At 50.0% G+C, this 23,344-nt stretch carries 21 protein-coding genes; 6 read left to right on the top strand and 15 right to left on the bottom strand.

Annotation, left to right across the window (positions count from 1 at the left end):
* Positions 1-185: 185 nt before the first annotated feature.
* Entirely contained in the window at positions 186-830 is a 645-nt protein-coding gene (locus tag V5J35_RS16040; RefSeq protein WP_354008108.1) for a nitroreductase family protein, read from the top strand.
* Between the two features lie 49 nt (positions 831-879).
* Here the strand turns inward: V5J35_RS16040 and V5J35_RS16035 are convergent, their stop codons facing one another.
* The 14 genes from V5J35_RS16035 to V5J35_RS15970 all read right to left on the bottom strand — a co-directional run bounded on the left by V5J35_RS16035 (position 880) and on the right by V5J35_RS15970 (position 14,771).
* Entirely contained in the window at positions 880-1,593 is a 714-nt protein-coding gene (locus tag V5J35_RS16035; RefSeq protein ID WP_354008107.1) for a hypothetical protein, read from the bottom strand.
* Positions 1,594-1,929: 336 nt separating this feature from the next.
* Positions 1,930-2,640 (bottom strand): DUF3581 family protein, encoded by a 711-nt coding sequence (locus V5J35_RS16030; RefSeq protein ID WP_354008106.1) that lies wholly within the window; start codon positions 2,638-2,640, stop codon positions 1,930-1,932.
* A 236-nt stretch (positions 2,641-2,876) separates the two neighbouring features.
* Positions 2,877-3,902 carry a lipoyl synthase gene (gene lipA / locus V5J35_RS16025; RefSeq protein WP_354008105.1) on the bottom strand — a complete coding sequence of 342 codons (1,026 nt, stop codon included), beginning with the start codon at positions 3,900-3,902 and terminating at the stop codon, positions 2,877-2,879.
* A 33-nt stretch (positions 3,903-3,935) separates the two neighbouring features.
* Positions 3,936-4,634, bottom strand: coding sequence for a lipoyl(octanoyl) transferase LipB (gene lipB, locus V5J35_RS16020; protein WP_419095760.1), 699 nt, complete (start codon positions 4,632-4,634; stop codon positions 3,936-3,938).
* Positions 4,634-4,906 (bottom strand): HP0495 family protein, encoded by a 273-nt coding sequence (locus V5J35_RS16015; RefSeq protein WP_354008104.1) that lies wholly within the window; start codon positions 4,904-4,906, stop codon positions 4,634-4,636. Before V5J35_RS16015 ends, lipB begins: the two co-directional genes overlap by 1 nt.
* A gap of 137 nt (positions 4,907-5,043) precedes the next feature.
* On the bottom strand, positions 5,044-6,240 hold the full coding sequence (locus V5J35_RS16010; RefSeq protein WP_354016439.1) for a D-alanyl-D-alanine carboxypeptidase family protein: 1,197 nt from the start codon (positions 6,238-6,240) through the stop codon (positions 5,044-5,046).
* A gap of 68 nt (positions 6,241-6,308) precedes the next feature.
* Positions 6,309-7,103, bottom strand: coding sequence for a septal ring lytic transglycosylase RlpA family protein (locus V5J35_RS16005; protein ID WP_354008102.1), 795 nt, complete (start codon positions 7,101-7,103; stop codon positions 6,309-6,311).
* Between the two features lie 47 nt (positions 7,104-7,150).
* On the bottom strand, positions 7,151-8,269 hold the full coding sequence (gene mltB, locus V5J35_RS16000) for a lytic murein transglycosylase B (RefSeq protein WP_354008101.1): 1,119 nt from the start codon (positions 8,267-8,269) through the stop codon (positions 7,151-7,153).
* A 326-nt stretch (positions 8,270-8,595) separates the two neighbouring features.
* Positions 8,596-9,744 carry a rod shape-determining protein RodA gene (gene rodA / locus V5J35_RS15995; RefSeq protein ID WP_354008100.1) on the bottom strand — a complete coding sequence of 383 codons (1,149 nt, stop codon included), beginning with the start codon at positions 9,742-9,744 and terminating at the stop codon, positions 8,596-8,598.
* Complete coding sequence (gene mrdA, locus V5J35_RS15990; protein WP_354008099.1) at positions 9,744-11,618, bottom strand: penicillin-binding protein 2; 1,875 nt, start codon at positions 11,616-11,618, stop codon at positions 9,744-9,746. Before mrdA ends, rodA begins: the two co-directional genes overlap by 1 nt.
* 75 nt (positions 11,619-11,693) lie before the next feature.
* Positions 11,694-12,161 (bottom strand): 23S rRNA (pseudouridine(1915)-N(3))-methyltransferase RlmH, encoded by a 468-nt coding sequence (rlmH, locus tag V5J35_RS15985; protein WP_354008098.1) that lies wholly within the window; start codon positions 12,159-12,161, stop codon positions 11,694-11,696.
* Entirely contained in the window at positions 12,161-12,517 is a 357-nt protein-coding gene (gene rsfS, locus V5J35_RS15980) for a ribosome silencing factor (RefSeq protein WP_354008097.1), read from the bottom strand. The genes rlmH and rsfS overlap by 1 nt, the downstream gene beginning before the upstream one ends.
* A 106-nt stretch (positions 12,518-12,623) precedes the next feature.
* The gene (locus V5J35_RS15975; RefSeq protein WP_354008096.1) at positions 12,624-13,886 is read right to left on the bottom strand and encodes a glutamate-5-semialdehyde dehydrogenase; all 1,263 of its coding nucleotides are present in this window, start codon (positions 13,884-13,886) and stop codon (positions 12,624-12,626) included.
* Positions 13,887-14,099: 213 nt separating this feature from the next.
* Positions 14,100-14,771, bottom strand: coding sequence for a hypothetical protein (locus V5J35_RS15970; RefSeq protein ID WP_354008095.1), 672 nt, complete (start codon positions 14,769-14,771; stop codon positions 14,100-14,102).
* A gap of 202 nt (positions 14,772-14,973) precedes the next feature.
* Between V5J35_RS15970 and V5J35_RS15965 the strand changes: the two genes are divergently transcribed.
* The 3 genes from V5J35_RS15965 to V5J35_RS15955 are packed head-to-tail and all read left to right on the top strand — an operon-like array spanning position 14,974 to position 18,110.
* On the top strand, positions 14,974-15,705 hold the full coding sequence (locus V5J35_RS15965) for a hypothetical protein (protein ID WP_354008094.1): 732 nt from the start codon (positions 14,974-14,976) through the stop codon (positions 15,703-15,705).
* Positions 15,689-17,200, top strand: a complete 1,512-nt coding sequence (locus V5J35_RS15960) for a hypothetical protein (RefSeq protein WP_354008093.1) — start codon at positions 15,689-15,691, stop codon at positions 17,198-17,200. The genes V5J35_RS15965 and V5J35_RS15960 overlap by 17 nt, the downstream gene beginning before the upstream one ends.
* Positions 17,157-18,110, top strand: coding sequence for a hypothetical protein (locus tag V5J35_RS15955; RefSeq protein WP_354008092.1), 954 nt, complete (start codon positions 17,157-17,159; stop codon positions 18,108-18,110). Before V5J35_RS15960 ends, V5J35_RS15955 begins: the two co-directional genes overlap by 44 nt.
* A gap of 1 nt (position 18,111) precedes the next feature.
* Here the strand turns inward: V5J35_RS15955 and V5J35_RS15950 are convergent, their stop codons facing one another.
* Positions 18,112-19,701 carry an ATP-binding response regulator gene (locus V5J35_RS15950; RefSeq protein ID WP_354008091.1) on the bottom strand — a complete coding sequence of 530 codons (1,590 nt, stop codon included), beginning with the start codon at positions 19,699-19,701 and terminating at the stop codon, positions 18,112-18,114.
* A 212-nt stretch (positions 19,702-19,913) separates the two neighbouring features.
* On the opposite strand from V5J35_RS15950, the gene V5J35_RS15945 reads away from it, so the two are divergent.
* Positions 19,914-20,801 (top strand): SDR family oxidoreductase, encoded by an 888-nt coding sequence (locus tag V5J35_RS15945; RefSeq protein WP_354008090.1) that lies wholly within the window; start codon positions 19,914-19,916, stop codon positions 20,799-20,801.
* The gene (gene hrpB / locus V5J35_RS15940) at positions 20,801-23,335 is read left to right on the top strand and encodes an ATP-dependent helicase HrpB (protein ID WP_354008089.1); all 2,535 of its coding nucleotides are present in this window, start codon (positions 20,801-20,803) and stop codon (positions 23,333-23,335) included. Before V5J35_RS15945 ends, hrpB begins: the two co-directional genes overlap by 1 nt.
* Positions 23,336-23,344 lie beyond the last annotated feature (9 nt).

The following is a 23,344-nucleotide window of genomic DNA, read 5'->3' as shown; positions in this document are numbered from 1 at the left end:
TCTTCCTGTTGTTCTTCCAGAAACCTGTCAGCTTCTGACCGCAGCTTATTGCTTTGCATGCGTACACTCCTCCATGAGGACACCGCAGTATATCAAAAAGCGGTAAAGAGTATGGATTTTCCGCTAAAGCCCCTGTACAACACACATCAGAGGAACACACCAACACCCTTATGCAGGAGCCATTAATGACCGTTGATATTGTTAAACTGCTTGCCAACCGTTACAGCACCAAGGTTTTTGACCCGGCTAAAGCAGCGGATGAAGAAAAGATAGAGATTCTCAAGGAAACCCTGCGACTGGCTCCCTCTTCCATTAACAGCCAGCCCTGGCATTTCTTTGTTATCAGCAATGCTGAGTATCGTCAGAAGCTGGTAGATGTTTGCTGGGACAGCAACAAAGGTAAAATGACCTCGGCATCCCATATTTTTATTTTTGCTGCCAGGACAGACTTCACACTGGACGATGTAAAAAAAGTTGAAGAGCTAACCGCCGACGTTCGCAACCAGCCTGTGAACGAACAACGCCTTGGCTACCTGAACAACTACCTCAACAGTATGGAACCGGCTGAACGCGCCAACTGGGTCAAACATCAGGTTTATCTGCCCCTGGGACAACTGCTGATGTCAGCAGCACTGCTGGATCTGGATTCCTGTCCAATTGAGGGTTTCCACCCCGAAGAGCTGGATCAGCTGATGGGACTTAATGAAAAGAGCCTGACCAGCGTTGCCATGGTTGCCATTGGGCATAGAGATCCGGAAGACTTCAATCAGCCTGACCGGGCAATCAAAGCCCGCTTCCCGATGGAAGACGTTCTGACCGAGATTCGCTGAGTAAGATCACACAGGCAACAGTGCTCCTGTTGCCTCAATGCCTGCACTTTCAAAGAACCGTTTCACGCAAAACGCCTGAAGCGGATGACTGGGCATTGTCATCACCCGGATTAACTGCCTGCAAGCGTCTCGGTACAGTGTTTATAATGTTTAAATACAGAACCCTTCCCAGCTGCATCACCGAATAAATGATGTTGTTCTCAGGCAGGTGTACCGTCCAGCCTGTCCGAAAGTAAAGAATTCCCAATGGAAGATAATACGATGGGGTTGGTGGATTAAAGCTCAGAAGAAACTGAGTGAATCGCTCTAACCACTGCCCGTTAAAAAACAAAGCCAAAGGGTTGACCAGAAAAACTTGCCTGTTACCAGAATTGGTAACCTCATGAGCACGTTGGAAAAAGGATTCAGGCGCATCCTCTGCAGCCTGAGAACTTCCCGGGAACGATTCCGGGTCAGAAAACAACTGAGTCCAGTCGCTATTTGTGATGCTGTTCCCACCTTCATACCAATAGAAATCTCTCTCCCCAGCTTGCGGGGAGATAACTCTGTATTCAACCCGCTGATTCTGGTGACTTGTTATAAAAACCGTCCGGTCACCAATTGCTTCAATGAAGCTGAAGAGACTGCTAATCGAAAAAGCACCCAGCCCGTTAATAGTCAGCTCGTTTAAAGGGTTACTCATTCGCTCATCGCTGATAACCACCGTGCAAAAATCAGAAATGCGCTGCTCATCACCATCATCACCCTGCCGGGTACGGCGCATCACGATACCTGAGTCCGTGGGCACAATCAGTAATAGCGACAATCCATTTATTTTTATAATAACTTTGTCACATTTGTTTGCCAGAGCTGAATGGGAAAAGGCTATTAGAAGCCAGAACAACACACCTGAAAACAAAAGCTTCATAGGCCTCTCTCTTATAATCAGAAACCGGGTTTTAATCAGGTAACGTATGTCCAAAATAATATTGTTTTAATAAGTTCCTGATGAGCAGGCAAGACAGTATAGACTCAGTTACTTGTTGTTGAAATGTACGAAATAAAGGGGGGGGGGTTGAAGGCAACGGAGAAACCGCTGCCTGTCAGCCAGAGCGATTCATCAGGCAGCAAATTGCTGTTTGCGCTCTGAATACGTCGTAATCAGCTGGTCAACAGAAGTCTGTTCATATTCGCGCAAACCAGAAAGCAGCATGGTCTTTTTGCCTTTACCGACCAGCTCACCATTGTCTTTAAAAGCAAAGTACAAGGTCACCTTACCCCGTTTGCCAGACACTTCCAGATGACTGTCTGTAGACTCCAGGGTCAGGTTGGACAGATTCAGACGATCCAGCTGTACCGACATGCTTTCGTACATAACCAGCGGGCGGGCAGCATTAATCATGACATTGTTGTCTTTCATCAATGGCACCAGAACATGGGGAAAGTTCTCGCCGGAAAAGGCCACATAACTGCGAATCAGTTGCTCAATCAGAGCCTGATCCCGGGAGCGCTCCTCACCATGACGGATACTTAAATATTTTTTGTCATTATTGTCCACAATGACCAGCTGCCCATCACCATCAGAAACAATCGACAGTTCAGTTTCACCACCGACCATCCCATTAAAGCTGACTTCCATAGTCTCATACAGCCCCTGACTGGTCAGGATTTTGGCGAACAGCAGGTCGCCGGGTACACAGAACTTTTTTGCATCGACATCATGTATCGGGTTGAAGTCGTTCGACACATATTTGGCAAAATCGCTGGACTGCTGTCGACTGAAAGAAAACTTATTGTTATCGAGTTCGGTAAAGTATGGATCTAGAAACATGGCTCACAATTTAATCAAAAAAGTTTTTCATCACCTCATCAGAGGCAGATGAAAAACGATCTCACTCACAACGGCTCAAGCCGAACCAGCCTTCCATAAGCTTTTAAACAGCATGAACAATATGGACAGGCAAAGATATGCATCTACCCTGATGACCATAAATGATACCGGATTCGTTTTGGAACTACTGTAACAATATGGTTTTTTTTTGTTTTCCCGGGGATAAACCAGAAACCTCACAAACCCACGTTGTTCTTCTGCAACACCTGCTCAGCACGATAGCTTGATCGTACCAGCGCACCCGAAACGACCTCCAGAAAGCCTTTTTCGAGCCCCCACTGACGGTACTGTTCAAACTGTTCCGGTGTGACATAGCGTTCAATCGGCAAATGGTTTCTGGTTGGTTGCAGGTACTGACCGAAGGTAATGATATCCACGCCAATCGCCCGCAGGTCATCCATGGTTTCGCCAATTTCCTCATCTGTTTCGCCCAGCCCCAGCATCAGGCTGGTTTTGGTAAGAATATCGGGACGATATTGCTTGGCGTGTTCAAGCACTGCAAGCGTCTGCTCGTAGCTGGCCCGTGGGTCACGAACCGGATGGGTAAGGCGTTTAACGGTTTCAACGTTCTGGGCAAAGACTGAGATACCACTGTCCATCACTTTCTCAACGTCCGTCATCACCCCCATAAAATCCGGTGTGAGAACTTCTACATCGGTTTCAGGGTTTTCAGCTTTGACCCTGCGCACCACATCAGCGTAATGGCCTGCGCCCCCATCTTCCAGATCATCCCGGTTAACCGAGGTCAATACCAGATATTTCAGGTTCATCAGCTTAACGCTGTTGGCCGTATGTTCCGGCTCTTCTTTATCCAGCCAGCCTTTAGGGTTGCCCGTATTCACTGCACAGAATTTGCAGGCCCGGGTGCAGACATCGCCCATCAGCATGATGGTCGCCGTACCAGAACTCCAGCATTCATTAATGTTCGGACACATGGCTTCTTCACACACGGTGCTGAGCTTGTGCTTGTGAACGGTGCTTTTTACTTTCTTATATTCAGTGCCGTATTGCGCCCTGATGCGTAACCATTCCGGTTTGCGCATCACCGGCGCAGGGTCGTGATGACTGGCTTTGATGCCGTTTTTAATGGCAGTGATACCGTGATCGTTAATAAACTTGGCACCACTTTCTACTTTGACTGCTGGTTCAACCTGTACTGTAGGAATCAGCCCGCTGTCTGTTGATGTTGTATGACCCGACATTTCCCACTCCAGATTTAATCTATTCGTTCAAGGTCAGGGTAACCCCTGATCTGTTTTTTCTATACGACAGTAACCCAGTTCTTCCATAAGACTGAGCAATAGCTTGCCGGCAACATCCTGCTTGTCAAAATACTCAACATAATCAATCAGTTGAGTCACTTCCAGTCCTTCGTAACCACAGGGGTTTATCCGGCTGAAAGGTTCAAGGTCCATATCAAGGTTAAAACTTAATCCATGGTAAGATCGCTGTTTACGGAATCGAAGTCCCAGAGCCGCTATTTTAGCGTTCCGGATATACACCCCCGGAGCTTCCGGCCGGGCGCAGGACTCAACCCCATAGGTCTGAAGAACGTTGATAATCGCCTGTTCTATCCCTGAAACAATAGCTCTCGGACCTTTCTGTGAACGTTTAACGTCCAGTAAAAGATAGACTACCAGCTGACCCGGCCCGTGGTAAGTCACCTGCCCTCCCCGGTCAACCTGAACCACCGGAATGGTTCCCGGATTCAGAACATGCTCTGCTTTACCGGCCTGCCCCTGGGTAAACACCGGGTCATGCTCCACAAACCAGAGTTCATCAACGGTGGTTTCATCCCGGGTTTCAGTAAATGTTTTCATGGCCTGCCAGACAGGCTCGTAAGCCTGCCTGCCAAGCATTCTGACATTCAGTGGCAACGCCTGACCCACTGCGTCCACATCCATAATGTCGGCTTCCCCCTCAGTCACCGGCATCAAAGTACCATTTTGACCCGGCCGGTTGCTTTCAGGTCTTCAAAAATGGCACGCAGCTGGTCTTCGCCAGTAGCGACAATTTTTACCATCACAGACTCAAAGTTACCGGCACGGCTTGGTTTAACGCGGCAGTTACCGTCGTAGTCAGTGGCGTGCTTTTTGACAATTTCAACACAGACATCTTTAAAATCCGGAGCGGCATTACCCATAATGCGGATTTCATAGTCACAGGGGAATTCGATTTTAGGGGGTTGGGGTTGCTGTTCAGCCATTACTCTTCACAAAACTCTAAACAATGAAGCTCTGATATACGATTTCACTGCGTTTTACGTAGGTTGTTACGATCGTCCCAACCTACGTAAAACGCAAATTCGTTGAAATCGTGTACCAGAACCGTTAACAACACTGCTTAAAACAGGTTGCTAAAAAACATTACGATGCTGTCCCAGATACGCTTAAAGATGCCACCACGCTCTACAGAACGCTGCGCCAGCAGTGGTACTTCTTTCACGACTTCTTCACCACGCATCACCTTAAGGCTACCCAGCTGCTGACCACGTTCGATCGGGGCTTCGATAGCAGAATCCAGTTTCATCACTGCGCTCAGGTCTTTGCCAGTGCCACGAGGTACCGTCACAACCAGGTCTTTCTCGATCATGACGTTAACGTCATCGTCAGCGCCTTTCCAGATACGCACTGACTCCAGCGGCTGGCCACCACGCTTGATGTCCACGTTTTCGAAAAAGCGGAAACCGTAGGTCAGTAGTTTCTGGGCTTCTTCCGCACGCTGTTTCTCGCTGTTCGAACCCATAATGACGGCAATCATACGCCGCCCGTCGCGAAGCGCAGTGGCTGCCAGATGGTAACCGGTTGCATCAATATGGCCGGTTTTCAGGCCGTCCACGCTCGGGTTGGTCCACAGCAGGCGGTTACGGTTCGCCTGACGACGCAGAGGTTCGCCAGTACGCTTGTTCACACCATACTGATAGTATTTCTGAGCATACAGATGATAGTCTTCCGGGTAATCCTGAACAATATGCTTGGACAGAATCGCCATATCACGGGCTGTTGAATAATGGTCATCCGCAGGCCAGCCGGAAGAGTTCTGGAAATGCGTGTTCACCATTCCAAGCTTCCGGGCCGTGCCATTCATCATCTGGGCAAAGCCTTCTTCGCTGCCGGCAATGTGTTCAGCCAGTGCCACACTGGCATCATTACCGGAAACAATAATGATGCCTTTCAGCAGCTCTTCGACCGGCACCCTGTCACCGACTTCGATAAACATGGTTGAACCACCCATACGCCAGGCTTTTTCGCTCACCAGCACTTTATCCTGACGTCCAATATTGCCCGCAGCCACTTCGGCCTCACCAATATATGAAGTCATCATCTTGGTCAGGCTGGCCGGGTGCATTGGCTCGTCGATTTTCTCGGCAGCCAGGATTTCACCGCTGTCAGCATCCATCAGGATGTAACTTTCTGAGCCCAGTTTCGGGGCCGCCGGAATCAATGCAGCAGCCTGAACCTGGGCAATACCGGAACCCAGACAAAACATCATAGTGGCTAACCCAGCCAAACGCCGGACAGGGTGTTTTCTTTTGCTCATTAAGAAACTGCTCTGAAAATTTCAATAACGGGATATTATAATCCCGCCCGTCAGTTAAAAGTAATAGGTTATTGCGCAACGGTTTCGTAAACCAGATACGGTGGGGCAAACTGCGCAGCCTCAAGTGTATCCAGCAGAATTTCCATATGATCCGGGGTTTGAACCGGACCAATCCTCACCCTGTAAAGAGGTTCATCTTCACTGTCGTTTTTAACAATCTTGACCGGAGTGTCGGTCGACGCTGACAGCTGTCGTCGCATTATCTGGGCATTATGGTAATTGCTAAAGGCAGCCATCTGCAAAAACACTTCCTGATGCTCACCTTCAATGTCAGCGGCTGCGAAAGCACCAACATCAATGCCTTCAACCAGAACCTCCGTAATGCCTTCATCCGCAAAGCCCAGCTTTTTCGCTGCAGCAAAAGAGAGATCGATAATCCGGTCGCCCACAAAAGGCCCCCGGTCATTCACCCGTAAAACCACAGAACGGTTATTTGTCTTGTTGGTTACTTTCACGTAAGACGGCAATGGCAGGGTCTTATGGGCAGCCGTCATCCCATACAGGTCGTAGACTTCTCCATTCGCCGTCTGCTTGCCATGAAACTTGGTGCCATACCAGGAGGCAATGCCCTCTTCCGAGTATTCATTGGCTGATATCATCGGCTCATAGACAACACCCTCATGCATGTAAGGGGAATTTTTAATGGCTCCCTGATGAACTACCGGAATCGCATCGGGAATATCACTGACATCCCTCGGATTAGCAGGCGCTCCATCTTCCCGGGGAACCCCGGCACAGCCTGAAATGAATAAAGTGATCAGGCCGGCAAAGCCGACCTGTCTAAATGTTGTTGTGGAATGCATAAACCGCGTAACTTATTTTTCGGGGCTAGTTTTTCGGGACTAACTTTTCAGGACTTATTCGCCACTGTGGCGTCTGTTTTTTTCTTTTGTACGGCAGTCTTATAGCCAGTATTGACTTCTTTTGCCAACTGGTGAACCGCCATCGCATAAAGCTTGCTGCGATTATACGTGGTTATTACCCGGAAATTCTCCATTCCCAGCCAATATTCAGTCCCATTTTCACCTTCGAACGACATGGCAGCCGCTTTGGTCGCCGATGGCAGCACGTTCACAGGCTTCCACCCGGCGGTCTCCAACTGTTTCAGGGTTTTAGCCGGTCTCACAGTTTTACCAATGGCCTGCTCATATTTTGTACCCTGAACCCTGGCTTTGCTGGCAATGGGTTTACCTGCTCTCCAGCCGTTCTCTTTCAGGTAATTGGCAACACTGCCAATGGCATCCTCTTTCTGTTTCCAGATATTAGATTGCCCGTCACCGGTGAAGTCTACAGCATAAGCTCTGTAGCTCGATGGCATAAACTGTGGAATGCCCATGGCACCCGCATAAGAGCCGGTCAGTTCATGGGGGTCAAGCTTCTGCTCACGAACCAGAATCAGGAACTCTTTCAACTGCTGGGTAAAAAAGGTGCGGCGTGGTGGGTAGTCAAAGCTCAGTGTGGACAGGGCATCCAGTACTTTAAAACCACCGGTCAGTCGACCATAGTAAGTTTCTACACCAATAATCGCGACAATTATCGATGCTGGAACACCGTACTCTTTTTCAGCCGCTGCCAGTGTTTCCGCATGAGCCAGCCAGAAGTCGATGCCTTCATTCACACGCTGGTCGGTCATAAATATCTTGCGGTAATCTTTCCATTCCAGCCTTTTCTCAGCCGGACGACTGATCAGCTCAAGCACCCGGTCAGACCTCTGAGCCTTACCCAGTACGGCTTCCACTTCGTTTCTGGAAAACTGTTCGTTCTTGACCAGATCCTTAATAAAGGCTTCAACCTCTGGTCTGGTTGAAGCATAAGAGGCTTTCTGTTCACTGGAAGCTGTCTGTTTGCTGGAACTCTGCTCGCCGGAAGCCTTTTGCTCGCCTTCAGGCACAGGAGCAGCCATCATCACCGTTGAGATCAGACAGCCCGCGGTCAGTGCCAGTATATTGTTTTTGGAAAAAATGGCCATGTCTTAAGTCCTCTGAATACTGCTGTCATACTCAAACAGACACTCACTAGTTAGTGGTTGACTAAAAAAGCAAATTGTCAGCCTTTCTGTCTGAGTCACCCTTTCGTGTTGTGCAAAAGCAGGGTGCTATTTTTTCTACTCTACAGCAGTAATCCGGGAACAACTAGCAAGAACGTGTAAGACAGTTGTCAACAAAAAATGACTAACAATACATTGTTAATCAACCATTAAGGAAATATGACTCCCTGGTAGCACCTCCTGATAGACAACAGGATAAAGGGGGAAATGAGCCGCAGCAGGTACGGCTCACTGCTAAGGTAGAAAAGTCAGCGCATTCGATGATGGAAGGTTTTATGGGTATGCACCGACATTAATATGCCAAAGCCCGCCATCAGTGTTGCCAGAGATGTACCACCACGACTAACCAGAGGCAAAGGCACACCCACCACAGGCAGCAGCCCACTGACCATTCCGATATTGACAAAGATATAAACAAAAAACGTCAATGTAATACTACCCGCCAGCAACCGGCCAAACAGCGTTTGAGACTTTAGGGTAATAAACAGCCCCCGCCCGATGATCAGCGCGTAGATCACCAGCAGCATCAGGCATCCAACCAGGCCCATCTCTTCAGCCAGTACCGCAATAATAAAGTCAGTGTGACTTTCTGGCAGAAAGTCCAAGTGCGACTGGGTTCCCTGCAACCAGCCCTTACCATAGAGACCACCGGAGCCAATGGCGATTTTAGACTGGATAATATTCCAGCCAGCGCCCCAGGGATCACTTTCCGGATTCAGAAAGGTCAGTACCCGCTGTTTCTGGTAATCCCGCATCAGGAACTGCCAGAACACAAACACGGCAGGAATCGCCAGCATAATGGCGGAAAATATCAGTCGCTTGCGCAACCCCGCCAGTAGCAATACAAAAGCCCCCGACGACCCGATCAGTAGCGAGGTTCCCAAGTCAGGCTGTTTGGCAATCAGACCAACCGGGACACCTATGATAATCAGGCTGATAACAATATCCTTGATGGAAGGCGGCAAAGGTCGGTTGGACAAATAGGTAGCCACCACGATCGGCATAATCAGCTTGATGATTTCAGACGGCTGGAACCGGATAAATGGCAACTGAATCCATCGCTGCGCTCCTTTTGACTGGATACCTATCAACAACACCGCAAGCAGAAGTACAACACCACCAGCGTACATCCAGGGCGCAAAGCGCATCAGCATTCTCGGAGAAAACTGAGCAATCACTACCATCCCCACAAAGCCAACCAGCATATAGAGAGCCTGCCGGATCACTACATCCATATCCTTGCCGCTGGCACTGTAGAGAATCAACAGCCCGGCACAGCAAAGAATCATCAGCAGTCCGACCAGAAGAAAATCAATATGTAATTTCTCTGACCAGTCCCGGGTCTGGGCAAACCCATGGTCGTCATTCAGCTGTCGTACAAAATCCTGTTCAGCCATCAGTTTGTCACCTTTGCTTTCAGGGCCTCGTCCACTGACAGCCCATGGGTCAGGGATGGATTCAGTCTGGGTAACAGGTAATGATCCATAACACTCTTCGCTACGTTTGCGGCACCACTGTTGTTTTCCACAATGACGGAAATAGCGATCTGAGGGTCTTCAACCGGTGCAAAAGCTACAAACAGGCTGTGATCCCGCTGATACTCTTTCAGCTGTTCAGCATCGTATTCCTCTCCCTGAGGGATACTCACGACCTGCGCCGTACCCGTCTTACCAGCGATGCGGTACTTGAGGTCACGACCAATGCGCCAGTGAGCGGTTCCCCTCGGGCTTTTAATGACATCTTCCATAGAGTCAATAATTAAATCCCAGTCCTCATCACTGACATCCACATCATGGCCCCAGTCAGGGCTTTGAATATCGGGCATCTCTTCCTTAACCAGCCGGGGCTGAACATGCCGACCCCGGTTCGCCAGAATCGTGGTGAACTCTGCCAGCTGCAAGGGGGTCGCCAGGTTGTAGCCCTGACCAATAATGGCGATGACGGTTTCGCCCGGATACCAGGGCTGTCCATAAACACCGCGCTTCCATTCCCGGGACGGTAACAGTCCGGGACGCTCTTCACCAATATCAATGCCGGTGCGTCGCCCAAGGCCAAACTGGCTGAGAAAGTCATGCATCCGATCAATACCGAGTTCACCCGCCTGTTTGTAGAAAAAGGTATCGTTAGAACGGACAATCGACTGATGCAGATTCACCCAACCGTCACCACGACGGTTCCAGTTACGGAAACGGTGGTCACTGCCCGGCAGCTGAAACCAGCCCTGATCGAATATGCGGGTATCTTTGTCCACCACGTCATTGGCCAGCAGGGCAAGACCTACAACAGGTTTGATGGTGGATGCCGGTGGATACTCCCCCAGCGTCGCCCGGTTATACAACGGTCGTTCAATGTTTTTGTTCAGTCCGTCGAAGGTTTCATAATCAATGCCTGTGACAAACAGATTGGGGTCAAACGAAGGGTTACTGACCATGGCCAGTACGCCACCAGTCTTGGGGTCCATGGCAACAATAGCGCCACGTCGCCCTTCCAGCGCTTCAATCGCAACTTTCTGCAACTCCGTATCCAGATACAGTTCAAGGTCTTTACCCGGCTCCGATGGAACCTGGTTCAATACCCTGAGTACCCGGCCTCGGGCATTGGTTTCTACTTCCTGATAGCCGGGCTTCCCCAGCAGGACTGATTCGTAGTACTTCTCCAGACCAATTTTGCCGGTCACATAAGTACCGCTGTAGAGGGCTGGATCAAGGGTTCTCAGTTCCCGGTCATTTATACGTCCAACGTAGCCTACTGAGTGGGAAAAAATACTGTTTTCCGGATAATAACGAACCAGATCAGCATCAATCTCGACACCGGGCAACCGGAACTGGTTAACAGCAATCGTGGCGATCTGTTCATCGTTCAGGTTGAATTTCAGGGGAATGGGTTCAAAGGGGCGGCGACGTCTTACTCGCTGGTCAAAACGGCGTCGTTCATTGTCAGTAACCGGTACCAGTGTTGATATGTCTTCGATCAGTTGATCAAGATCGCCTGCCAGTTCACGAACAATGGTCAAACTGCGGCTGGAGCGATTCATCGCCAGCAGCTTGCCATGGGTGTCGTAAATCAGGCCACGAACCGGGGGGATGGTTTGTAGCAGAACCCGGTTTTCTTCAGACTGCGTCGACATTTCATCGTAACGCAGTACCTGAAGATAAAATAACCGGGCGATCAGCACAAACACCAAAACAATCATAAAGAACAACGCCAGCCAGACTCGGGTGCCGACAATCCGTTGCTCTGCTTTATGATCCTTTAAGGTATTCGCTGGCATTACTCGTTTCCGTGAAGTTCTTTCCCTGCAAGTGGGAAACAGTGCTTCCGCTCTGGGAGCCAGAAAAGCTCCTGACTATTTATGATAAGGATGATTTTTTAAAATACTCCAGGCTCGATACACCTGTTCAGCCACTACCACACGAACCAGTGGGTGAGGCAACGTCAATGGCGATAAAGACCAGCGCAGATCTGCCTGTGCCATACAGCTGGGATGCAGCCCTTCAGGACCACCTACCAGCAAACTGACATTGCGACCAGAGTGCATCCAGTCGCCCATTTTGTCGGCGAGCTGCTCCGTACTCCAGGCTTTACCTTTAATCTCCATGGTCACCACCAGATCACCCTGCCCGACGGCAGCCAGCATCTGGTTGGCTTCTTTTTCCTGCAGACGGTTAACGTCTGCACCTTTGCTGCGGCGGTTGAGAGGAATCTCAACCAGTTCCAGCTTCAGGTCTGCCCCCAGGCGACGGCTATATTCGGTATAGCCTTCTTCCACCCAGCCCGGCATTTTTGACCCAACCGTGATCAGCCTGATACGCATCAGGCTTCAGCAGCTTCCGCTGTCTGCTCGACACGACCGGTTTCCCACAGACGCTCCAGATCGTAGAACGCCCGGGTAGCAGGCAGCATGATGTGAGCTACCACATCACCCAGGTCAACCAGAACCCATTCTGCCTTGTCTTCACCTTCCATCCCCAGAGGGCGAACACCGTTGTCCTTGCACTTTTGCACAACATTGTCGGCCACAGACTTTACGTGACGGTTAGACGTACCACAGGCGATAATCATGTAGTCAGTTACGTCTGTCATTTCGGATACATCCAGACATGTCAGATCATTGCCTTTCATTTCCTCAATGGCTTCGATAACCAGCTGCTTTAATTGATCAGATTGCATAAACGCTTTAAGGACCTGTCTCTTTCAAATAAATAGAAAGCCTGTGTATTAAACAGGCTTTTCACATGATGGCATAATGTCGTGTCAAGAGTCAGTCTGCAATCCGTTATTTCCGGATATGACCGTCCCCGAACACTACGTATTTTTGCGAAGTCAGCCCTTGCAGTCCGACAGGGCCACGGGCATGAATTTTGTCGGTCGAGATGCCGATTTCAGCCCCAAGACCATACTCAAACCCGTCCGCAAAGCGGGTTGAGGCATTGACCATGACTGAGCTGGAGTCGACCTCTCGCAGGAACCGGCGACTACGGGTGTAATCTTCGGTCACAATGGCATCGGTATGGTGTGAACCGTATCGATTGATATGCGCAATGGCTTCATCCATATCCGCCACTACCCTGATCGACAACACCGGGCCAAGGTATTCCGTCACCCAGTCTTCCTCTGAAGCAGCCACAGCATCAGGCAATATACGACAGACCTCAGAACAGCCTCGAAGTTCCACACCAATGTCAAGGTACTGCGCTGCCAGCTCCGGCAACAGGCTCTTGGCAACAGCCTGATTCACCAGCAGAGTTTCCATGGCATTGCAGACACCGTAGCGGTGTGTTTTAGCGTTGATGGCGATATTCACCGCTTTGGAAACATCCGCTTTGTCGTCAATGTAAACGTGGCAGATACCATCCAGATGTTTGATCACAGGTACTCTGGCGTCTTTACTGATGCGCTCAATCAGCCCTTTGCCACCACGGGGAACAATAACGTCCACATACTCTGGCATCGAAATCAGGGTACCAACAGCGGCGCGATCAGTGGTTTCCACGACCTGAACAGCCGCTTCCGGCAGTCCCGCTTTTACCAGCCCTTTCTGAACACAGGCAGCAATCGACTGGTTGGAAGCAATCGACTCACTGCCACCACGGAGAATAACGGCATTACCGGATTTCAGGCATAAGCTGGCGGCTTCAATCGTAACATTGGGGCGGGACTCGTAGATGATGCCAATCACACCCAGCGGCACTCGCATCTGCCCTATCTGAATGCCACTGGGAACGTATTTCATGTCGTCGATGGTACCCACCGGGTCAGGCAGGGCAGCTACCTGTTCCAGATTCTCTACCATGGTATCAATGCGGGCATCGGTCAGCTCCAGACGATCCAGCAAAGCACTGTCTAACCCACGGTTACGACCATTTTCAAGATCAATGGCATTGGCTTTTCGCAACGCTTCCCGCGCGGCCTTCAGTTCATCAGCAATGGCCAGCAATGCCTTGTTCTTATCACTGGTTTCAGCCTTTGCCATGTCGGCACTGGCTTCCCGGGCTTTGCGCCCAAGACCATGCATGTATTCAGTTACCTGTTCTGTCACCGTTGCTTCCCTCCTGAAACACTTTTAGCCTGACTCTTAGCTTACGCCGGGGCAGTTTAGCCGTGCATTATACCCGTTAAATCCAACCTCAACACCTGCCGTTTCAGGAGAAAAATAAAAGCAAACGGAAGAATAGCTATAGGGTTCTATTTTCCAATCTGGTATTAATCAATTGTTGTGCCATTTCTTCGCATGCTTTATCAAAAATCATTTTTAATAGCTAAAATACCTCTTGGCCCTTCCCCACAAACCATTGCAACAACAGGAGGTATTATCGTCGTCTGAATCAGTCTCCGTGCATACGTCCTCAACTGATGAGGGTTCAGGCGACATAATGACGGTAAATTGTTTAGACAATGGGTTGGTTAAATTTAAGTGCCAACTGCTAGTTGCGCTGGTAGGAATATCGGCATGCAGTGAGAAGCGGTTATTAGGGTCTCGGCTCGGTATACTAAAACTATATCTTTCGCTGACAAATGCCATCGTTGTCTGGGCTTGTGCTCCATCGGTGGAATCAGCGTTGTCAGTATTTAGAGGATTGTAACCGTCTATTTCCTGTTGAATAATTATTAATGCTATAAAAAGGTTTATTTTTGTCTGGTCACTCATAGATAAGCCCGATATCTGTTGAATAACCGACTGGGAAACAATTATAGAGGGACTCCCGTCAACAGAGGCTCTTATAACAGACGGCTGTTGTTCATTTTCACTATTGGCCTCTTGCGTTATGGTAATGGTACGTTTAACACTATTTTCACCCGATTCTAAATACTGAAGAGTATCGGGTATTGAACCAAAAGGAGTGTTTATTGCTTTAGCGCACAACGGCTTAAACCCCAAAAAAATGAGTACAAGCAGCGCCACAGGGAGTGAAGGGGATTTCATGTTTATCCTGAAGAATTGGTAAAACAAAAGAGCCTTCAGTGTAGTCAAAAAATCAAAAAACAAAGCCACTCTCGACGAGCAAGCCGATCGGTTAACTTTTCATCCCCCTCAATGCCCTTTCCTGAATTCAGAACATATTGAACTAAACCAGCCTGCTGCTATCTAAGGGTAGAATTAATCGATTGACACATGGATGTGATTAATGTTTCGCAACGAATTAAATCCAGTTTCTCCCACTTATGTCCCGGGTGGCCAGAATACTGAATCCGATAAAGAGAAAATCCGGACAGACACCAGCCCATCAGTCATCAAAGATTCGAAAAAGGTTACTTTCCAGCCCCTTGAACGCCGAAACATTAAAACACCGGCTGACGCATTCAGGGAAAAGCTCATCAATATAAAGCAGGCTATCCAGAGTCTGGATATCCCTTTCGACAGGTCAAACTTAACCAAATCCTATAAACAGGCACTTTCAGACCTTGAAGCCAGCCTGAAAAATGTTGAAACACCCATCACAGGCTATCCTGACAGCTTCAACAAGTTTATTAGCATTCTTTTACCGGATATATGCTTCCCTGCGAACCTTTCTGTGGTTCAAGCTCTGGCTAACATGGGGATGGGACTTGAGGAGCCCCAGTATTTATATGATTCCAATATTCCGGCCTCCCTGCTAAGACAGCTTCTGGAAAATACAGATCCGGAAACAGCAAAAAAGATCCTCCAAAGCGATGCTAACGACCTTATTTGCAGGGCAGATCCGGCTTATATGGAGCTGCTGGAAGACTATCTCTCTCCGGATGAAATACAAAGAACAGCTAACAAACTGATGAGACCGCCAGAAAACATTACCAGTCTTCTATACGCCGCGAACACTTCTTACCGGTTTTCTGATAAGGCCGCTCTGTCTGCTGCGCTCATTGCTTTCTTCTCTTGACCCGGTGCTGGTTCCTTCAATCCCGAGTGTTTCCTCCCAGTCGGTCACCAATGCACTTCATTCCCAGAGGGCCATCTCTCAGCTGTGCCTGCTTGAGGTTCATGCCAGAAGCCACCAACAGCAGATTTTGCCTGAATTGCAAAAACTGTCAGAAGCGCAGCGGGAACACCTGTTGCTATGTGCCTTTGTATTAGGTCAGGCACAGTTATTTGATCTGCTAACCCAAACACTGACAAAGCCACCTGAAGAAACCCTAAACCAGACCTTTGACCAGGGGACTAACGTATTGCACCTTCTGGCGTCAGCCATTGCAGATTCACGATATGGAGAATGTGCGGCTCGTTTTTCAGGGTTGGACTCTTACTCACCAGACTATGAGAACCTGTTCAGATTTTTACCCGCAGAACGTCTGGCAAACCAGCAGGATGATACCGGAGCCACACCGCTGGTGCTTTTATATCGTCACCATACCCACCTGGTCACTGCAACGCCGCTGTTCGGGAAAGAGGTAGACCTGTTTCAAACCAGGCGCAACCACCTGCTGAAGCTGACTTCCAAAGACCATCTTGGTGACTGCATGCAAAATCTGCTTAACGGTATTCACTCTACTGATTTCCAATGGTTCGGTGAGTTTTTGCAGCTCTTTCAACATCTACCGGCAGGCAGTTTCAAACCAGTTTCATTAAAGCCAGGATCAGATTTTAATAAACGGGCCACCTTGCTTCAGAAGGTCGTTGATTTTCTGGGAATGCACCCAGCAGCATTACAAGACAAAGAAAAATCCATTCAGCTAATAACGCTCATACAGGATCTGAAACTACCGGTTGAGTATCAGGTACAAGTTATTCGGGTAGCCTCTCCGGAAATCCAGAAACATATCTTTGAACATCTGGCAAAAATGCCGGGAGGCAGGTCTCTCTTTGTTGAACGAAACTTCAAAGTATCTAACCCTGGCAGGTATCATTACCCATGGCATCTTATCAGCCTTGGGGTAGGCCCTGAATGCACAGTGGCTCCCGATACTACTTACACAGCACCACTTATGAAGGTGGTTGATGAGTACAAACAGAGCCATCAGAAAACCTCTGTACCCGAGTTGCCCGAACATTGGGAAAGGGAGCTAACCACCTGTAACAAAATAGAAGTCTATGGTCGCAGTATTGCCTTCCCTTCCGAGTCCGTGCCAAAAGGCTTCCGCCGCTTCAAGTTTCTAAAACAGCAGGCCGTTTCTCCCGAAAAGTGGGAAGACTTTATTCGCGAACAGCCCCACCTGACCTTTTTTCGACAGCATCAGGCGGAACTGGGACTGGAAAGTAGCCTTCTCAAACCAAAAGGGGTCTTTCATCTGAAAAATGCCCGGGAAAAGCTAAAGACTTGCGGTCTGGCTGATTCTACGCTGGCTGACATTGCCTTCGAAGCTGATGGTTCCACTTACCTGCAAATATTTGACGATGAAGAACACATCGCTTTACCATCATTACCCTTACGAGACTGATGGAGTGGAAGGGCTTTCAGTTGCAGCCTCGTTCGAAGGAATCCGATTGTTTGCCAGAGATGCAGGCCGTCTCTGGCAACACCACTTCCAGGCACCGGACTCCCTCAGTGCTTTTCATAACACTGCTGACCAGAGAGCCTGGATTCCAACCCCCTATTTTGGTGGACAAAGCAGTCCCGGTACCCTTGGGGCATGGAATGCACAAGATTACCCAAACATTGCTCCTGCGCCAGTGGGCATGCGTGACTGGGCAGATATCCGCGCTTTCAGTGAACACACCAAAACAAACTTTGGTCTGCGCTCAGGTTTTAATGCCTCCAGTCCCGATATTCAGAAGCAGATTAAGGTGACAGAACTTGGCAAAACCTTTTACGGGCTGGTGATTAACTGGCTGAGAGTTCGCCATGACACTGGCGATCTGGATTATAAGAACCCGGAACAAATGAGCCAGCTGACCGGGGAGCTGGCAACCATCGCTGCCGACCTGTTTGGCAACGCTTTTGGCATGGACCCCGGACAAATGGAGGCTTTCATCAGACAGGAATTCCCTCAAGAGGCATTGAGCCGCACAGTGCTTGAGTGCGGCTACTGGTGCGATCCGAAGTGTCGTTATGTACAGGATGCCAAAAACAGGCACTTTCCTGCGGAGGTCTATCCGGACTATCCGGAGCAAACCACTAAGGAGTGTTTTCTCAGCCCGGATACCGAAAACCTTACCGATAAAGGACTTTGGCGCTCACCAAAAGCCAAAGGTCCCAATCTTGGTGTTAATGGCGGCAACTTCCCACTCATCCATCTGGACAGTTTATTCTGGTTTGCCATGTTCACAGGCTGGAAGAATGTTATGGCAACCCCAAAAGAGGCTGCCAGAGCAAAAGGCCAGCAAGGCTCACTGTGTACAATAATCTGACTTAATTCACCACTGGCATGGTAAATTCAAAAATAGTGCCGCCTTCCGGATGCCTCTGGAAACTCATGCGACCATTGTGCGACTGGATAATGGAGTGACAGACTGACAGGCCAATTCCCATGCCATCAGGTTTTGTCGTGTAAAACGGTGTAAAGAGTTTTTCTTCCGCATCGTCTGCCAGTCCATAGCCCCGGTCAATGACCGACACTTTCACAAACCGCTCCTCAAAGCGTTCGGCTTTCACCCAGACACCTATATGACGATGTTCCGAGTCGCACATCGCTTCCATACCATTGCGAATCAGGTTCAGAGCCACCTGCTGAATCTGTACCGGATCAACTTTTACTGCAGGCAGGTCTGTCGGTACATCCATATGGATTTCCATGTGGTTATTACGGGCATCCACCTCTGCCAGTTTGACGGTATCACACAACAGCTTGTGCGGATCAACACTGCTGAGAACATGATCCGGCTTTTTCACAAAGGAGCGGATGCGGGCAATAATGTCCCCTGCCCGACGCGCCTGGGTGTTGATTTTATCCATCGCTTCGTAGATTGACTCATACATTGGATCATCCTGATGTTCCAGTCGGGTCATCATACGTTTAGCGACCTGCGCATAGTTAGAAATCGCGGTCAGGGGCTGGTTTACCTCGTGGGCAAAACCGGCTGCCATCTCACCCATGGTACTCAGGCGGGAAACATGGGTCAGTTTGTCTTTCTGCTGGTCCAGTTCATCCAGTGCTTTCTGCAAGGCTTCCTGGTTGCGTTTGCGTTCGGTGATATCACGAAACACCACCACGGCCCCGGTTAGCTTGTCATCTTCCAGAATCGGTGTGCAGGAATAGTACACCGGAAAAGCGGTACCATCCTTGTGCCAGAACAGGGTGTCTTCCACCGCCTTGCTGACGCCTTTGTTCAAAGCTACCTGAATGGGTGCAAGGTGCTGGCTGTGAGCGCCATCCCCCGCTTCACCGAGCATCATGGAAATCAGTCCCTGACCAATCAGATTATCAATGGACCAGCCCAGCATACTGGCTGCCGCAGCATTTGCGAAGGTAATATGCCCCCGGCTGTCGAGGCCAAAAATCCCTTCGTTCATGCTTTCCAGGATATTGGCTTTGTCGGCTTCCAGCTGACGGTTGCGGGCTGAAAGGGCCTGTTCCAGACGATGAATCTTCAGCTGGGTTTCCACCCGGGCAATGACCTCTTCTGCCTGAAACGGTTTGGAAATAAAATCAACCGCACCCGTTTCCAGGCCACGAACCTTATCTTTGGTGTCATCCAGTGCCGAGAGAAAAATCACTGTAATTTTGCTGGTAGCCGGATCTTCCTTCAGCTGGCGACAGACTTCATAGCCATCCATGCCTGGCATCATGATGTCCAGCAACACCAGCGCAGGTTTCGCCTTATGGGCAATTCTCAGGGCGCTTTCACCATTTTTGGCGATTAACAGCTTATAGCCGCGACCATTCAGGGTTTGTAACAACACCTGCAGGTTGGTGGGATTATCGTCGACCAGAAGAATACGCTCTGCATCTTCCGGGGATTCTGTAGAATGTTCTGCCAGATACATCTTAAACCAGCTCAATATTTTCTTCTGGGGAACAGCATAGTCATTGTTACCACTATCAGTGTCAGCAAGTGAGCTTCACAGAGTCGCTTTTACGTGTCTCTCACCTCAAACTGACAGCCAACGCCTAACTGCCGGTGACACATTCTGACAGATTTTTGATCAAACAGCATTTCATCGTTGAATATGTTTCAATAGCGATACCTGTAACTGTGAGTCTGAAATACACCATGAGAGTACTGGTTCTCGGTAAAACCGGTCAGATCGGCCATGAACTGTGCAAGCTGCTCGATAGCAAAGGCATCACCTACCATGCTCCGGACCGGAGTGAGCTGGATATCTGTGATTCAGCCCAGCTGCAAACCTGCCTCGAAGGCTACCAGCCCACGATTGTTGTCAACGCAGCGGCTTACAATAATCCGGTGATGGCGGAGAACGAACCTTCCCGGTGCTTTGCCGTGAACCGGGATGCGGTGGCAGAACTGGCTGACCAGTGCAACCGCATGAATACCATTCTGCTCCATGCCTCCAGTTATCGGGTTTTTGATGGTGAAAAGCAGGAACCTTACAGCGAAAAAGACCCCACCAACCCCATTGGCGTACTGGGAACCAGCCGTTTGCAGGCGGAACAGCAGATTCGTGAACGCTGCACGAAACACATTATTCTGCGCCTGTCCTGGGTCATCAGTGATCGTCGTCCAAACCTTTTGCGCCGTCAGGCTGAGCAGATGGTCAAACATCGTGAAGTGTACGTGACTCCTGACCAGCTGGGCTGCCCAACCCCGGCCAGCGAAGTGGCCCGGGTGATGGTGGCGATCCTGCAGCAGGTCGGCTGCGGTGCCGAAACCTGGGGAACCTATCACTACTGCGCCTCAGAGCCTGTATCTGAAAGTGGCTTTGCTGAAATTGTTATCGCTGAAGCGTCTCAATTCTGGGAGCTCAAGGTTCGCAAACTGATCATGGCCAAAATGGATTCCCGCGAAGGGTTCAAACCACCAGCCAACGCTACGTTTGAATGTACTAAAATCCTGAACACCTTTGGTGTCCATGCACGTCCCTGGCGTAACGCCCTGTCTGACATCATTCGCCAGTACTACGAAGAGCAAAAAGACAACTAATGTCGTTTGAATTACCTGCACTGCCAGTGACTGATGCACTGGCAGACCTGTCTGCTGCCCTGCAAAAACACGACAGGGTTATTCTTCAGGCACCCACCGGTGCCGGTAAAACCACCCTGGTGCCTTTGTATCTGCTGCAGCAAAACCCTGAAGGCAAAATCCTGATGCTGGAACCCCGTCGTATTGCGGCGTCTTCCGCTGCGATCAGAATGGCAGAACTGCTCAATGAGCCAGTGGGTAAAACCGTTGGTTATCGCATGCAGCTGGAAAACCGGACCAGCCGTGATACCCGCATCGAAGTAGTGACCGAAGGGGTACTGACCCGAATGATTCAGGAAGACCCTGAGTTGCAGGGTATCAGCATCCTTATTTTTGATGAGTTTCATGAACGCTCTCTGCAGGCTGACATTGGGCTGGCGCTCACCCTGCAGAGTCAGGAGCATTACCGGGAAGAGCCGCTTAAACTGCTGATTATGTCCGCAACCCTGCAGGCCGATGAGCTGGGTAAAGCACTCAATGCTCCAGTGGTTATCTCTGAAGGTTTCAGCTATCCGGTGGCGATCAACTACCTTTCCCGGCCTCTGCAGGATCGCAGCTTTCACAACATCTGTCGTGAAGTCAGCAGCACCGTCATAAAAGCCCTGCACGAAGAACCGGGTTCCATGCTGGTATTCCTGCCCGGAGCCGGTGAGATTCGTCAGGTTCAAACCCTGCTTGAAGAGCGCGTTCAAACAGACAACGTCGATCTGCGACCCCTTTCTGGTGAACTGTCTCTGGCGCAGCAGCGTGCAGCCATTCAACCGGCAAAGCCCGGTCGCCGAAAAGTGGTACTCGCCACCAATATCGCGGAAACCAGCCTGACTATTGAAGGCATTCGTATTGTGGTCGATTCCGGCCTGACCCGACGGGCGGTTTACGACCCGGGCATGGGTATGACACGACTGGAAACCCGGCGTCTCAGTATCAGCAGTGCCGACCAGCGCAAAGGTCGCGCCGGGCGACTGGAAGAAGGGGTCTGTTATCGCCTCTGGACCGAGTCCGAACACCAGAGACTGGAACACCATGAAACCGCTGAAATTGCCGAAGCAGACCTTGCTCCACTGGCACTGGAACTGTGCAGCTGGGGCTGTAGCGACAGCAGCGAGTTGTTCTGGCTGACTCCACCGAACTCCGGGCGTTATCAGGAGGCCCTGGGGCTGTTAGAGCAACTGGAAGCCACTGCCAGAACGTCATCCGGTAGTCTGCAGATAACAGCTCAGGGATTGCAGATGGCAGCGCTGGGAACCCATCCCCGTATTGCTCACATGCTGCTGAAGGCTTCAGAACGTGGCTATCTGCGTACAGGTTGCCAGCTGGCCGCTATTTTGTCAGAAAGGGATCTGCTTTCTTCAGGTAAAGAGCGTTCTGCCAATATTCATCACCGGCTGAATCTGTTTGACAATTCATCCAATCCAAAAAACGACAAAAGTAGTTTATTTAGAGCCCGGCAGCTGGTGAAACGCTGGGAAAGTCGCCTGAAAGCTAAAGCCGCCCCACCCGTTGAACCCAACAGTGAAACAGCCGGTCGTCTGTTGATTGCCGCTTATCCTGACCGTATCGCCCAACGCCGTGGAACCACCAGCCACTATCTGCTCCGCTCTGGTCAGGGGGTAGAGTTATCGCCGGAAGACCCTCTCGCCAGTGAAGAGTATTTAGTGATACCAGCATTGGGTGGTGCCAGCCACCATCGCAATGCCAGAGTCTTTATGGCGTGCGCCATTGATAAAGCCATTATTTACGACGAATGTCTTGCAGATATTCAGGAGCATCAGGAGACACGCTGGGACAGCAAAGCCGGGCGCGTGATAGCGGCTCAACAGGATCGTCTGGGAGCGCTGGTTCTGGAGCATCAGAAAATACCAGACCCTGATCCAGACACCATTAAACGGGCTCTGCTGGATGGTATCCGCCAGAAAGGTATACAGTGTCTTCCCTGGGACCGGGAATCACTGCAACTCCGTGAGCGCCTGGTCTTTCTGAACCGTTTTAATGACCGGCTGGATGATCTCCTGCCCGCCAGTGATGAAGCCTCTCTTCTTGATACGATGGAAGCCTGGCTGATGCCTTATCTGGATGGGATGACAAAACTGGAGCATCTGAAAAAACTGTCTTTACGTGAAGCCCTGCTTAGCCGGTTAAGCTGGCCTCAACAACAGCTGCTTGACCGTGAAGCGCCCGAACGCTGGCAGGCACCCAGCGGTTCAAATATCCGGGTCGATTACAGCAAGCCGGATGAACCCAAAGTGTCCCTTCGTCTGCAGGAACTGTTTGGTTTACTGGAGACGCCAGTCATCGCCTTTCATCAGCAGCCACTGACCATTGAAATGCTGTCTCCGGCACAGCGTCCGGTTCAGATCACACGTGATCTTGCCAGCTTCTGGAAAAATACCTATCAGGAAGTAAAGAAAGACCTGAAAGGACGCTACCCGAAACATTACTGGCCTGATGATCCATACTCAGCCACGGCAACTCACAGAGTGCGTCCAAAAGTCTAGCGTTTGATT

It is taken from the genome of Endozoicomonas sp. NE40, from assembly GCF_040549045.1.
GTDB classification, from domain to species: Bacteria; Pseudomonadota; Gammaproteobacteria; order Pseudomonadales; family Endozoicomonadaceae; genus Endozoicomonas_A; species Endozoicomonas_A lisbonensis.
This window is presented reverse-complemented; position numbering and strand designations above follow the sequence as displayed.